The sequence below is a fragment of the Nocardia sp. NPDC051900 genome, assembly GCF_044452545.1.
GTDB classification, from domain to species: domain Bacteria; phylum Actinomycetota; class Actinomycetes; order Mycobacteriales; family Mycobacteriaceae; genus Nocardia; species Nocardia sichangensis.
Genome location: NZ_JBITBU010000004.1, coordinates 38137 through 52200, shown reverse-complemented (window position 1 = coordinate 52200; position 14064 = coordinate 38137). Strand labels below are relative to the sequence as shown.

The 14064-nt window shown below is 70.2% G+C and carries 13 protein-coding genes; 11 read left to right on the top strand and 2 right to left on the bottom strand.

Going from position 1 to position 14064, the window contains the following annotated elements:
* The first annotated feature begins 37 nt into the window (after positions 1-37).
* The 10 genes from ACIA5H_RS07455 (at position 38) to ACIA5H_RS07410 (ending at position 11603) form a co-directional block, all read left to right on the top strand.
* Entirely contained in the window at positions 38-430 is a 393-nt protein-coding gene (locus ACIA5H_RS07455; RefSeq protein ID WP_043690252.1) for a BlaI/MecI/CopY family transcriptional regulator, read from the top strand.
* 43 nt (positions 431-473) lie between these two features.
* A complete protein-coding gene (locus ACIA5H_RS07450; protein WP_355078475.1) occupies positions 474-1412 on the top strand; it encodes a M56 family metallopeptidase in 939 nt (312 codons plus the stop codon).
* A gap of 182 nt (positions 1413-1594) precedes the next feature.
* Entirely contained in the window at positions 1595-3196 is a 1602-nt protein-coding gene (locus ACIA5H_RS07445; RefSeq protein ID WP_397074589.1) for a DEAD/DEAH box helicase, read from the top strand.
* 3 nt (positions 3197-3199) lie between these two features.
* Entirely contained in the window at positions 3200-4045 is an 846-nt protein-coding gene (locus tag ACIA5H_RS07440; protein WP_397074587.1) for a DMT family transporter, read from the top strand.
* A gap of 110 nt (positions 4046-4155) precedes the next feature.
* A complete protein-coding gene (locus tag ACIA5H_RS07435) occupies positions 4156-5592 on the top strand; it encodes a GuaB1 family IMP dehydrogenase-related protein (RefSeq protein WP_397074585.1) in 1437 nt (478 codons plus the stop codon).
* Between the two features lie 244 nt (positions 5593-5836).
* Positions 5837-7219: a hemolysin family protein gene (locus tag ACIA5H_RS07430; RefSeq protein WP_355078547.1), complete on the top strand. Its 1383-nt coding sequence runs from the start codon at positions 5837-5839 to the stop codon at positions 7217-7219.
* Entirely contained in the window at positions 7212-8276 is a 1065-nt protein-coding gene (locus tag ACIA5H_RS07425) for a hemolysin family protein (protein WP_355078479.1), read from the top strand. The genes ACIA5H_RS07430 and ACIA5H_RS07425 overlap by 8 nt, the downstream gene beginning before the upstream one ends.
* Before the next feature lie 37 nt (positions 8277-8313).
* Entirely contained in the window at positions 8314-9228 is a 915-nt protein-coding gene (locus ACIA5H_RS07420) for a 3-methyladenine DNA glycosylase (RefSeq protein ID WP_397075038.1), read from the top strand.
* Between the two features lie 153 nt (positions 9229-9381).
* The gene (locus tag ACIA5H_RS07415; RefSeq protein ID WP_397074583.1) at positions 9382-10956 is read left to right on the top strand and encodes an LVIVD repeat-containing protein; all 1575 of its coding nucleotides are present in this window, start codon (positions 9382-9384) and stop codon (positions 10954-10956) included.
* A gap of 14 nt (positions 10957-10970) precedes the next feature.
* On the top strand, positions 10971-11603 hold the full coding sequence (locus tag ACIA5H_RS07410; protein ID WP_397074581.1) for a DUF305 domain-containing protein: 633 nt from the start codon (positions 10971-10973) through the stop codon (positions 11601-11603).
* 12 nt (positions 11604-11615) lie between these two features.
* Here the strand turns inward: ACIA5H_RS07410 and ACIA5H_RS07405 are convergent, their stop codons facing one another.
* A complete protein-coding gene (locus ACIA5H_RS07405; protein ID WP_397074579.1) occupies positions 11616-12374 on the bottom strand; it encodes an NAD(P)H-dependent oxidoreductase in 759 nt (252 codons plus the stop codon).
* A 165-nt stretch (positions 12375-12539) separates the two neighbouring features.
* On the opposite strand from ACIA5H_RS07405, the gene ACIA5H_RS07400 reads away from it, so the two are divergent.
* Positions 12540-13274 (top strand): hypothetical protein, encoded by a 735-nt coding sequence (locus ACIA5H_RS07400; protein WP_355078483.1) that lies wholly within the window; start codon positions 12540-12542, stop codon positions 13272-13274.
* 27 nt (positions 13275-13301) lie between these two features.
* Here the strand turns inward: ACIA5H_RS07400 and ACIA5H_RS07395 are convergent, their stop codons facing one another.
* On the bottom strand, positions 13302-13817 hold the full coding sequence (locus ACIA5H_RS07395) for a hypothetical protein (protein WP_397074577.1): 516 nt from the start codon (positions 13815-13817) through the stop codon (positions 13302-13304).
* Positions 13818-14064: the final 247 nt, after the last annotated feature.

The following is a 14064-nucleotide window of genomic DNA, read 5'->3' as shown; positions in this document are numbered from 1 at the left end:
GTACGCATCCTCGTCGTTGAGTACCTAAAATTAGGGAATGGCAGGTCTTGGTGAACTCGAGAAAGCGGTCATGGACCAGTTGTGGTCGGCCGACGAACCACAAACGGTCCGGCAGGTGCACGAGGCGCTCGCCGCACGCCGTGAGCTCGCGTACACCACGGTGATGACCGTGCTGCAACGCCTCGCGAAGAAGAACCTCGTGGTCCAGCGGCGCGACGACCGCGCGCACCGCTACGCGCCGGTGCACACCCGCGACGAACTCGTGGCCAGCCTGATGGTCGACGCCCTGCAACAGGCCGACGCGGCGGGCAGCCGTGCCGCGGCCCTGGTGCACTTCGTGGAACAGGTCGGCAAGGACGAGGCTGCCGCTCTGCGCGAAGCACTCGCTAAGCTCGAAGCAACCGAGGACTCGCCGCCCCCGCCGCAGTAGACTCCTCGGGCGCCCTGGCCCCACAACGCAGTGAGCTGAGTCGATGAACGCAACCGCGCCGGTATTCGCCGGACTGGCATTGCTTCTCGCGGGGCCTGCCCCGGCCTTGCTCAGCCGGGCGACCTGGACCTACCGGACGCCCCGAGCAGCGCTGGTGCTCTGGCAGGCCATCGCGCTCGCAGCCGTGCTCAGCGCGTTCGGCTCCGGGTTGGCCATCGCCGCCGAGCTTCTCGTGCCCGGTCCCGACGGCCGCCCGACCACCGCGCCGACCAGGGAGATCGACGCGCTCGGCCTGCCGCTGTGGCTGGCGTACGTGTTCGTCTTCGCGCTCACGCTGCTGATCGGCGCCCGGTTGATCTACGCGATCATCCGGGTCGGCGTGCACACCCGCAGGCGGCGGTCGCGCCACCGCATGCTCGTCGACCTGCTGGACCAGAGCGGTCCGCACCGGCGCGCGGCCGACATCCGGGTGCTGGCCGCCACCGAGCCCATCGCCTACTGCCTGCCCGGCCTGCGCCAGCGCGTCGTGCTCAGCGAAGGCACTCTGACCAATCTCGCCGACGCCGAGGTCACCGCCATCGTCAGCCACGAACGTTCGCACCTGCGGGCCAGGCACGATCTCGTGCTGGAGGCGTTCACGGCCGTGCACGAGGCGTTCCCCCGGGTGGTGCGCAGCAAGGCGGCGCTCGGCTCGGTGAAACTGCTCATCGAGTTGCTCGCGGACGACTCGGCGGTCAAGGTCACCGGACCGAAGCCGCTGGCCCGCGCCCTCGTCGCCTGCGCGAAGTCCACCGCGCCGCAAGGCGCGCTCGCCGCGGGCGGCCCCACCACGCTCATCCGCATCCAGCGGCTGAGCGGCCGGATCGGGGACCTGCGCATCGCCACGGCCGCCTACCTCGGCTCGGCCGCCATCTTGGTGGTGCCGACGCAGGCCGTGGCCGTACCCTGGCTCGTGGAACTGAGTCGGCTGTTCCACGGCTGACTCCCCGGCACGTATCCTGAACCTTCGGCCCGCCTCCGGTCGGCCGCATCCTCTCGCTTTACCCGGCGCGCGTCATCGCCCGCGCCACCGCGCGGTGAAACCGCATCGCGCACCGTTCTCCATCCCACCGAACAGCGCGATCCGCGTGGAACGCGCCGTGCGACGAAAGGCACATCCTCCTCGTGACCCCCTCGACCACCGTCGCCGCGGCGCCCCCCGCGACCTTCGCGGGTCTGGGCCTGCCCGCCGTGCTCGTCCAGGCACTGCGACGCGACGGCATCGAGACGCCGTTTCCGATCCAGGCCGCCACGACGCCCGACGTCCTGGCAGGCAAGGACGTGCTCGGCCGCGGGCCGACCGGTTCCGGAAAGACCTTGGCCTTCGGCCTCCCGATGCTCACCCGGCTGGCCGGCGCCGCGGCCAAGCCGGGCCGCCCGCGCGGACTGGTCCTGGTGCCGACCCGCGAGCTGGCCGCACAGATCGAGCGGGCACTGGACGAACCGGCGCTTTCGCTCGGCCTGCGCGTGGCCGCGGTGGTCGGCGGCGCCCCGATCAAACGCCAAGCCGACCGGCTCGCCCGCGGCGTCGACCTGCTCATCGCCACGCCCGGACGGCTCGCCGACCTCCTCACCCAGGGATCCGCCGATCTGTCCGACGTGACGATCACCGCGCTCGACGAGGCCGACCACATGGCCGACATGGGTTTCCTGCCGCAGGTGACCAAGCTGCTCGACCGCACGCCGCGCGACGGTCAGCGCCTGCTGTTCTCGGCCACGCTGGACGGCGAGGTCGACAAGCTGGTCAAGCGTTACCTGCGCTCTCCCGTCACGCATTCCACCGCACCGCCGTCGGCCTCGGTCACCACGATGTCGCATCACCTGCTCTACGTCGGCGACAAGGTGACCAAGCGGGCGGTCGCCACCGAGATCGCCGCCCGCGACGGGCTGACCATCATGTTCGTCCGTACCAAGCACGGCGCCGACCGGCTCGCCAAACAGCTGCGCGGGGCGGGCATCGCCGCGGGCGCGCTGCACGGCGGCAAGGCGCAGAACAATCGCACCCGCACCCTCGCCGCGTTCGCCGACGGCTCGGTGCCGGTGCTGGTCACGACCGACGTCGCCGCGCGCGGCATCCACGTCGACGGGATCTCCCTCGTCGTGCATGTCGATCCGCCGCCGGAGCCGAAGGCCTATCTGCACCGGGCCGGGCGCACCGCCCGCGCGGGTGAGGACGGCGTGGTCGTCACGCTGGTGATGGACGAAGAGCGCCGCGACGTCGAGTCGATGGCCCGTAAGGCGGGTGTCGAAGTGGACGGAGTCGCGGTCCGTCCCGGCGACCGCACCCTGGTCGAGATCACCGGTGCCCGCCGCCCGTCCGGAACTCCGGTGGTTCCGGCTTCCGCCGCGCCCGCGACCACCCCGGCGACGAAACCCGCACGGCGTCAAGCGAACCGGCGTGCGGAGACAGCTCAGGCCGGTGGCCGCGGCGCCGGTGCGGCGAAGCAGTCCCGGTCGGGCTCGGTGCCGAGCCGTGGTGGTGAATCGGTCACCGCGCCGGGGCGTCGTCGCGGCCAGGCGAAAGTCGCCGGGAAGCCCGCCACCGGCAGCTCCGCCGGGCACAGTGCGGGTTCGGTCGAGGGTGCGTCCCACCGCCGTTCCGCTACGGCGGGCGGATTCTCCGGACGCGCCGCAGGGCACGCCTCCGGCGACACGCCGGGCCGGACACGGCGACGCGCCGTACGCGCGCAGCAGTCACCGAAGCGGGGCAATCGCGGAGCAAACTAGAACGTGTCGACTCACGCGGCAGCCGCCGTCCTCTGCGCCCTGCTCGCTGCGCTGCTGTTCGCGGTCGCCGCGGTCGCGCAACAGCACGCGGCGGCCGCGGTGCCGGAGGGCGCGTCGCTGATCCGCTCGCTGATGCGTACCCCGCGCTGGTGGGCGGGCGTCGTCGGCGACGCGGGCGGATACGCCATGCAGGTCGTCGCGCTCACCCTGGGCGCGGTGCTGCTGGTGCAGCCGATCCTGGTGAGCGCGCTGGTGTTCGCGCTACCGATGTCCGCTCGGCTCAACGACCGCCGCGTGGCGCCGCGCACCTGGGCGACCGCCCTCGCGCTGACCGCCGCGCTGGCCTGCTTCCTGCTCGTCGGCAATCCGACCGAGGGCAACACCGATGCGCCACTGCGAGATTGGCTCGTGCCCCTGGGCATCCTGCTCGGCCTGATCGCCGCCGCCACCGCCGGTGGCATCACCGCGCGCGACCCGGCGTGGCGCGCGCTGCTGATCGGCGCCGCGAGCGGCGCCCTCTACGGACTCGCCGCCGCGCTCACCGACTACGTCACCGACCTGTTCGAACACGGTCTCGGGGATGTGCTCAGCGGCTGGCAGACCTGGGCACTCATCGGGGCCGGTGTCACCGGCGTCTACCTGCAGCAGCGCGCCTATCACGCGGGACCGCTGACCGCCTCCTTGCCCGCCGTCACGGTCGTCGAGCCACTGGCCGCCGCGTTCATCGGCATCGCCGTGCTGGACGAGCGGTTGCGGACGGACACCGCGGGACTGGTCATCACCGGAGGCGCGGTGCTCGTCATGGCCGCCGCGACGATCATGCTCTCCCGCTCGCAAGCCGCCGCCTGAGCCCACAGGCGAAGAAAGACCGACGGGACAGACGACGCACCGCATATCCGCACTGTCGAGCCCCGGGCAGAACGGCGCACACCGGTCGGCGCGCGGATATCATCGGTCGAGTGCGCTTTCTTCCCGGTCATCAGCCGCCGTACGACCTGACCTACGACGACATCTTCCTCGTCCCGAATCGGACGGACGTCGCGTCGCGCTTCGACGTCGATCTGTCGACGACCGACGGGTCGGGCACCACCATCCCCATCGTCGTGGCGAACATGACCGCCGTGGCCGGGCGCAGAATGGCCGAGACGGTGGCCCGCCGCGGCGGCATCGTGGTCCTCCCCCAGGACCTGCCGATCACCGCGGCCGCCGACACCATCGCCTTCGTCAAGAGCCGCTCGCTCACCGCCGACACCCCGGTCACCCTCGCCTCCGACCGTTCGGTCTCCGAGGCGGTCGCCCTGATGCACAAGCGCGCGCACGGCGCGGTCGTGGTGGTGGACGAAGGACGCCCGGTCGGCGTGGTGACCGAGGCCGCCTGCGCCGACGTCGACCGCTTCGCCCGGCTCCGCGAGGTCGCGGTCACCGATTTCGTGCGGGCCCCCGCGACCACCACCCCGCGTGACCTGTTCGACCTGCTGCACGCCGAGCACGCCGACTTCGCCGTGCTCACCGCCGAGGACGGCACCTTGGCCGGCGTACTCACCCGCACCGGCGCCCTGCGCGCGGGCATCTACCAGCCCGCCGTCGACGCCGCGGGCAAGCTGCGCGTCGCGGCCGCGGTCGGCATCAACGGCGACGTGGCCGCCAAGGCCAAGTCCCTCGTGGATTCGGGCGCCGACCTGCTGGTCATCGACACCGCGCACGGACACCAGGCCAAGATGCTCGAAACGCTCACCGCCGTGCGCGATCTCGGGCTCGGAGTCCCGCTGGTCGCGGGCAACGTCGTCTCCGCCGAGGGCACCAGGGATCTCGCGGCGGCGGGCGCCGACATCGTCAAGGTCGGTGTCGGCCCCGGCGCCATGTGCACCACCCGGATGATGACCGGCGTCGGCCGCCCGCAGTTCTCCGCGGTGGCCGAATGCGCCACCGCCGCCGCGGAACTCGGCGTGCACATCTGGGCCGACGGCGGCGTGCGCCATCCCCGCGACGTGGCGCTCGCGCTGGCCGCGGGCGCGTCCAACGTGATGATCGGCTCCTGGTTCGCCGGTACCTACGAGTCCCCCGGCGACCTGCGGGTCGATCGCGACGGCAACGCGTACAAGGAGAGCTTCGGCATGGCCTCCAAGCGGGCCGTCGCCGCCCGCACCGCCTCCGACAGCGAATTCGACCGAGCGCGCAAGGGACTGTTCGAAGAGGGCATCTCCAGCTCGCGGATGCGGCTGGACCCCGAGCGTCCCGGCGTCGAGGACCTCATCGACCACATCTGCTCCGGTGTGCGCAGCGCGTGCACCTACGCGGGAGCACGGACGCTCGCCGAATTCCACGACAAGGCCGTGCTCGGCGTGCAGTCCGCGGCCGGATTCGCCGAAGGCCGCCCGCTGCCCAGCGGTTGGTGAGCGCCGACACACGCATCGCACCGGCACCGGCCCACGCCACTCGGCACGTGGGCCGGTAGCATGGTGGTTGCCGGACACCGGCACCACGACTCGTTTGCGAAAGGATCCAGTTGTCACCCGCGTCCGAGGGCGCCGCACAGGAGGGCTCCTCTATCGAGCCGGGTGACCGACCCGGCGTCCCCCTCCCCGCAGTAGTCCCATTCCGCACAGGCCGTCACGCAGCACCGTTCGGGTGGTGCTGACCATGTCCGTCGCGCTCACCGCGCTCAGCCTGATCGGATTCATCGCACTCACCGTCGGCACGGCCCTGTTCGTCGCCGCGGAATTCTCCCTTACCGCCCTGGAGCGCAGCACCGTCGAGGCGCACGCCCGCACCGGTGACGTCCGCGCCCGCATGGTCCGCAAGGCGCATCGCACGCTGTCGTTCCAGCTGTCCGGCGCCCAGCTCGGCATCACCATCACCACGCTGATTACCGGTTATATCGCCGAGCCGGTACTGGCCCGGCTGCTGCATCCGGTGTTCGCCGGCATCGGGCTGAGCGAAGCCGCCGCGGGCGGCGTCGCGCTCACGCTCGCGCTGATCCTGGCCACCTCGCTGTCGATGATCTACGGCGAGCTGGTGCCCAAGAACATCGCCATCGCCAAGCCGCTGGCCACCGCCCGCGTCACGGCCGGACCGATGGTCAGCTTCTCGGTGGTGTTCAAGTGGATGATCCATTTCCTCAACAGCACCGCCAACTGGGTGGTTCGCAGGCTCGGCGTCGAGCCCGCCGAGGAGTTGCGCTCGGCCCGTTCGCCGCAGGAACTCGGCTCCCTGGTGCGCACGTCAGCGCTGCGCGGCGCGCTCGACCAGCCCACCGCCCAGGTGATGGACCGCTCGCTGCAGTTCGGCGAGCGCAGCGCCGAAGAACTGATGACTCCGCGGGTGAAGATCGAGTCGCTCGACAAGGACGACACCATCGCCGATCTGATCGACGCGGCGGGCCGCACCGGTTACTCCCGATTCCCGGTGATCGACGGCGATCTCGACAACACCCTCGGCTTCGTGCACGTCAAGCAGGCTTTCACCCGCCCAGTGCACGCGCGCCGGACGACCCCCCTCTACCGGCTCGCCCAGCCGGTGCCGATCGTGCCCGCCAGCTTGGACGGCGACGAGGTGCTCGAACGGGTCCGCGCCGACGGCATGCAGGTCGCCCTCGTCGTGGACGAGTACGGCGGGACCGCGGGCCTGGTCACCATGGAGGACATCATCGAGGAGATCCTCGGCGACGTCCGCGACGAGCACGACGAGGAGGAGCGCGACGTACGGCGCGTCTCCGACGGCTGGGACTGCTCGGGCCTGCTGCGTATCGACGAGGTCTCCCGGGCCACCGGGTACGACGCGCCGGAGGGCGAGTACGAGACGCTGGGCGGCCTCGTGCTGACCCGGCTCGGCCGCATCCCGGTGCCCGGCGACGAAGTCGTGCTGCCCAACCCTCGCTCGCAGCAGTGGACGGCGCCGGAGAACCACGGCTCCGGCGGCTGGATCGCCCGGGTCGAGCGCATGGACGGACGGCGCATCGACCGGGTCCGGTTGATCCCGGTGGACGCCGACGCCCTCGCGACCAAGGAGCACAGCCATGGGTGACCTCTTCGGCGTCCTGCTCACCGTCGTGCTGCTGGCAGGCAACGCGTTCTTCGTCGCCGCCGAGTTCGCGCTCATCTCCGCCCGCCGCGACCGGCTTGAAGCGCTGGCCGCGCAGGGCAAGCGCAACGCGAACACCGTCATCCGAGCGGGCGAGAACCTTTCGATGATGCTCGCCGCCGCGCAGCTGGGCATCACCATCTGCTCGATCCTGCTCGGCCGCGTCGGCGAGCCCGCCGTAGCGCACCTGCTGGAAGGCCCGTTCGACCTACTCGGCTTGCCGCAGCAACTGCTGCACCCGGTGGCGTTCGCGCTGGCGCTGACCATCGTGGTGATCCTGCACATCCTGTTCGGCGAGATGATCCCGAAGAACATCGCGCTGGCCGGGCCGGAGCGCAGCGCGCTGCTGCTGGTGCCGGTGCACCTGATGTGGCTGCGGCTGGCCCGCCCGCTCATCGCGCTGTACAACCTGGCCGCCAACCTGTCGCTGCGCCTGCTGCGGGTCGAGCCGAAGGACGAGCTGGAGGCCACCGTGTCGACGGTGGAACTGGCCGAGATGATCGGCGAGTCCCGCTCGGAGGGGCTGCTCGACGAGGAGGAGCATCGCCGCCTCACGCAGGCGCTCGGCACCAGCGACCGGGTGGTCGCCGACGTGATGGTGCCGCTGGACGCGACCCGATCGATTCCGCTGCGCGGCAACGGGACCACACTCGGCGACATCGAATCCGCAGTCGCCGAGACGGGTTTCTCCCGGTTCCCGGTGCGGGCGAACGACGGCTCGCTGGTCGGCTACCTGCACGTCAAGGACGTGCTCGACAAGGTCGCCGACGAGAGCGCCGGTCCGGGGACGCCGATACCGCGCACCGATATCCGCCCGCTGCCTACGGTGGGCATGGGCGCCACGCTCTACGAGGCGCTGGCGCGGCTGCGGCGCACCAACAGCCATCTCGGCCGCGTGGTCGACGACCGGGGCAACACCACCGGCATCGTCGCCTTGGAGGACTTGGTGGAGGAATTCGTCGGCACCGTCCGAGACGGAACGCATCGGGTGGGCGAATGACGATTCGGGCAGCGTGCCCGCGCGGGGTGCGATGACCATGCGGGTGTTGTCCGGTGCGCGATGGCGGGAGTCCGCCGCCGCGCACCGGGTCCGGCTGGACGATCTGGTCGGGCCCTATCTCGAGCGGCGGGCGCAAGGTTCGTCGCACCCGGTGATCGACTTCTTGTTCACCTACTACGGGCACAAACCCGCCCAGTTGCGGCGCTGGCATCCGGGATACGGCATCGGGATGGCCGATGCCGCCGAATACCGCGATGCGCGCGGGTATCACCACGTGGTCACCGATTCCGGCGCTGCGGGCTTCTGCACCGCCGATCCCGCATACCTGGACAAACGCCGCGATACCGTCGCGTTCGTCGCGGAGTTGCTGCGTGCCACCGCGTCCCGGCCCGCTCATCTGTCCTGCTTCGGGCTGCACGAATGGGCGATGGTGTATCGCACCGACGACATCCGCCACCAGAGGGTGCCGCTGCGGCTGGGACGCGCGGGCACCGACAGCGTGCTCGACACGATGTCGCTGCGCTGTACGCATTTCGACGCCTACCGCTTCTTCACCCCGGACGCCGTCGGCCGCAACGCCGAGCCGCTCACCCGAGCCGACCAGCTGCGTCGCGAACAGCCGGGCTGTCTGCACGCGAATATGGATCTGTACAAGTGGGGCTTCAAGCTGGTCCCGCTGATCTCGTCGGAGCTGCTCCTGGATTGTTTCGAGTTGGCTTGCGCCGCAAGGGAACTGGACATGCGCGCCAGCCCGTACGACCTGTCCGGCCTCGGTTACCAGCCGGTTCGCATCGAGACACCCTCGGGGCGGGCGGAGTACGTCCGCGCCCAGGCCGAGTTGGCGGAACGCGCAGCCGGACTACGACGCGTCTTCCTGGGTGCCTGCGACGAACTCCTGTCGGAGCACCCGAATTCGGCCACGCTCGGCACCGGACCGACCCAGTCGCGCTGACCACGCGGACCGGAAAACTTCGCGAATCGTCTGCGATTCGACGAAACTCACCCTCGGGCCGACGGAAATCATTACCATTCAGTCAGTTCAGCGGTGACTGTCCCAGTCACCGTGGGTAGCCAATCTCGACGACGAAGTTGGGGGGTCGCGACGATGCGCCCGTTGGCCAGACTGTGCCGTGCCGAACCGCTGGCTCTGCTCACCATCGGCATGGTTACGGCCGTGCTGCTGCCCGTGAGCGCTTCGGCCGATCCGCCATCGGACGTTCGTAACGCGGTCGAGGAGTTCCTCGACGTCGGGCGCACTTCGGTTCCCCGCGCCGACTGCGGCCCCGGCGCCGCCCCCGAGAGCGGACTGCAAGGCGATGTCACCGCCGCCGACCGCGACAGCGGGCGCAGCACGCAGGGCTACCGGTGCAACATCTCCTACGTCGGCGGCTACGCGGGACGCGGCGCGGGCATCACCTCCACCAGCTTCGAGCATTGCGCCTATCTGGGCTCGTTCTTTCCCGGCGACCTGATCAGCGAGGGCCGTGGCGTCCAGGTGCTCGACGTGTCCGATCCGGCGAATCCGCGTCCGACGGCGACTTTGACCGAGCCCGCGATGCTCGCGGGCACCTGGGAGAGCCTCAAGGTCAACACCGAGCGCAAGTTGCTGGTCGGCACCGGCGTGCCGGTCGGCGAGGGTGTGGGCTACCTGTCGGTCTACGACATCTCCGATTGCGCGCATCCGCGGCTGCTCAATCCCGGTCCGGGGACGAATCTGGCGATGCCGCTGCCGATCACCACGCACGAGGGCGGCTTCTCCCCCGACGGCAACACCTATTGGGCCTCCGGAGTCGCGCCCGGCTTCGTCAGCGCGGTGGACCTGAGCGACCCCGCCGACCCGCACGTGGTGTGGCAGGGCTTGACGGGCATCGAAGCGCACGGATTCGGCATCAGCCCGGACGGCGATCGGATGTACATCTCCGCGCTCGGCGGATTCACCGTCCTCGACGTCAGCGCGGTGCAGCGCCGCGACCCGAACCCGCAGGTGCACCATCTGGGCCGGGTGTTCTGGACGGACGGCTGGGCGACCCAGCACAGCATCCCGGTCTTCTACGACGGCAAGCCCTACCTCTACACCGTCGACGAAGGCGGTTCCGGCGGCGTCAAACTCATCGATATCTCCGACGAGACGGCGCCCAGGGTGGCCAACAAGATCAAGCTCGAGATCAACCTGCCGCAGCACATCGACAGCAATATCGGTTCGTCGATGGGTGGTTCCGCCTTCGCCTACGAATCGCACTACTGCGCCGCCGACCGGCAGGACAACCCGACCGCCTTGGCCTGCGGATGGATCTCCTCCGGCATCCGGGTGTTCGACATCCGCGACCCCTACGCCATCCGCGAGATCGCCTACTACAACCCGCCCGCCCGCACCGGGCAGAACATGAGCCTGTGGAACTCGCCGCACGCGCTCGCCTCGCTCATCGGCGTTCCGCTCATGAGCACCCCTCCGGCGGTGCGCGCCGTACTGGAGGGACAGTTCAACCCCCTGGACGCCACCACCCCGCGCACCGGCCGCCTCGCCTTCGGCGATGTGTCCACCGACTGGTGCTTCTCACCACCGGAATGGCGCGGATCACAGCTGTACGTCGCATGCTCGGACAACGGGTTCATGGTGCTGCGACTGGACGACGACGTGTACTCGCCACCGGCGGACCAGCGGTCGATCGTCGGGTCGTAGCGATGCGGCGCTGGATGTCGACCGCCGCCCTGGTCTCGGCGGCCTTCGCGCTGCTCGTGCTCGGCGCCGCTCTGCGGCCGCTGGTGTTTCCGGAAAGTCGTTCCGCCGCACCGGTGCTCACCGATGTCGAGATCGGCTTCGTACAGGACATGACCACCCATCACCAGCAAGCGCTGCTGATGGTGCAGCGGCTGGATCGCTCGGTCGATCCGGCGGTCGCCCGGCTGGCCGAACAACTCGACCGCACACAGCGCCTGGAGATCGGCACCATGCTCGGCTGGCTGCGCCTGGCGGACGCGCCGCCCAGCTCCGTACACCCGATGGCGTGGATGCACGGCGCGGACGCGTCGGCGCATGGCCATCAGGCGACGGCCGCGCAGACGGCGCCCCTGATGCCCGGGATGGCGAGCACGGCGGAACTGGACAATCTGGCAGCGGCACATGGCCGGAACGCGGAGATACTGTTCCTTCAACTGATGTTTCGCCACCACCAAGGCGGTATCGCGATGGCCGAGGCCGCCGACGGTCTCCTGGGCTCCGGGCCGGTCAAAGAGATCGCGCGTTCCATGATCCATGGGCAAGGCCAAGAGGCGGGGGTGATGGGCATGCTGCTCACCCAGCGCGGAGCGACCCCACTGCCGCCCTGATCACCCGGGCGGCTACGACGCCACGTGCAATCCGAAGCCGGTCGCTCCCCGCGCTTCGCGACCAGCCACGAGACGCAGAGTCCGGTCGTAGTCGCCGCCGCCCTGCGGCCGGTACCGGATCGGCTCCAGTTCGGCCAGCTCCGACATCCGCCGCCGCAGGTCGTACGCGACGTCGTCGAAGCGCGCGGCGTCGAGGCGGATCGTGTCGTGCACCACGAACGGCGGCAGCACGTCCATGCCGGTGTAGTAGAGGATGCCGTGGTGGATCGGGAACAGCAGATCCTCGACGGGGCCGTTGATCCCGCGATCGGAGTAGGACGGCTGCCTGCCCCCGACCGAGACCACCAGCATCGCGCGCCGCCCGGCCAGGACGCCCGCCCCATATCTGGGCAACGCCTTACCCCCGGCTCCATAGGCGAAATCGCAGGTGAGAACCCGGTCCACCCAGCCCTTCATGATCGCGGGCATGCCGAACCACCAGAGTGGGAAATGCAGGACGACGGCGTCGGCCCACAGCAGTTTCTCCTGCTCGGCGCGGATGTCGGGACTCAGCGTCCCGTCGCGGTAGGCCGCACCCGAGGCCAGCATGAAGTTGGGCTCCTCGGCCGCGCCGAAATCGTCGGTATCGGCGGCGGCCTTCCACCCCATCGCGTAGAGGTCGGTGATCCGCACCTCGTGCCCGTCCGCCCGCAACTGGCGCACCGCAACGTCTTTCAGAGCGCCGGTGAGTGAGTCCGGCTTCGGGTGGGCGTACACGATCAGTACGTTCATTCCAGCGTTCGTCACATGTCGGCGCAACAGCGTGCGGAGCGTCGGATATTCCGTCGTCCCCTCGACCTGCGTCGACAGGTGGCCCGGCGACGGCCCGGCGACACCGCGACGGTATGGTCGGCTGAACCGGGTCATGATCGTCGGCCGGGAGAGGTTGGGCAACAGATGATTCGGACCGATGCGATCAAGGTGCCCGCGCACGTGCGCGGATACCCGGGTGTGGCGTTCGGCGGGTATGTAGCGGGACTGCTCGCCGCCGCGAGCGGCGCCACGCAGGTGCGCGTCGACTTCCGCCGCGGCGTGTCCGTGGACACTCCGCTGGTACTGGCGGCCGACGGCTCCGGCGGCGCGTCACTCACCGACCTCGACGGTGCGGTACTCGCCGAAGCGTCCCCATCGACGGTCACGGTCACGCCGCGGCCCGCGCCCAGCTGGGAACAGGCTCGAGCGGCGAGCGCGACCGCAGGCGCGCTGCGCAAGATGAGCCACTGCTACGGCTGCGGTGCGGCCTGCGCGCCCGGACGTGGATTGCGCTTGTCGCCTTGGGCCATGTCCACGCACGACATGGTCATCGCCGCCTGGACACCGGATCCCGCGCTCGCCGGACCCGATGGCTTGCTGCCCACCGAGAACGTCTGGTCCGCTCTGGATTGCCCCGGCGGCTGGGCCGCGATGGCGCTGCGCGATCTGCGCCCCGGAGCGGTCACCGCCGCTCTCACCGCCACGCAGCTCGAACCGGTCCGCGCCGGCGACCCCTACCTGTCCTACGGGTGGCCGATCTCATCGGACGGCCGCAAGCACACGGTCGGCGTGGCCTTGTCACGAAGCGACGGAACGCTGTGTGCCCTCGCCGAAGCGCTCTGGATCGAGCCCCGCCGACCGCTCCCGTTCGAATGGTGATCCGTCCCCCGAATCTGCCGACCGCGCTCAGTGAGTGTCGACGAAGCGGTACCACTGGCCGTCGAAAGCGGCGTATTCGATGCCGTTGGTGGCGGGCGGGCCGAGGTGCGGCGGGGTGGCCGGGTCGCGGAAGAAGGCGAAGCCCTCCGAATTCGAGTCGCCCGTTTGGGTGTAGAACAGGCAGCCGCCGTCGCGGGGCGTGATGAAGGTGATCGTGTAGACGCCGAGGCGGCTGCGGTGGCCGGAGTGCGCGCAGTCGACGGCTTGGTCTTCGAGGATCCCACGGGAGAGGCCCCAGCCGGTGTCCTCCGGGACGTCGTAGAGGGCCGACGCCACGAGGGCCGCGATGAGCACGGGCGAGGCGAGGCTGTGGAACACGGCACGGTAGCGCAGCAGCCCGAGCAGTCCGAACAGGACGGCGATCCCGCCGAGCACACCGAGCACCGCCCAGAGCACGACGAGGGTCGGGAACGTGCCCTCCGCCGCGAGTTGCCAGAACAGCGCCGCGCAGCAGAGCGCGACCAGGGCGGTCAGGAGCCCCATCCACAGAACGAACCAACGAGGAATACGCGACCGTGTGCGCACGGACCCTGCGGAGTTCACGTGTTCAAGATACGAGGGGCAGGAGCTTCGCGCGCGGGATCGGCGGCGAAATCCCCCGGGGCACCGACGATCACAGCGACGCGGGAAGCGGGCGGAAAGCTCGCGCGGTCCAATTCCGGAGACCGCGCCCGAGTTCGCATGGTCCAGATGTCCGGCGAATTCCGGCACCGATGACTACGCACTTCAC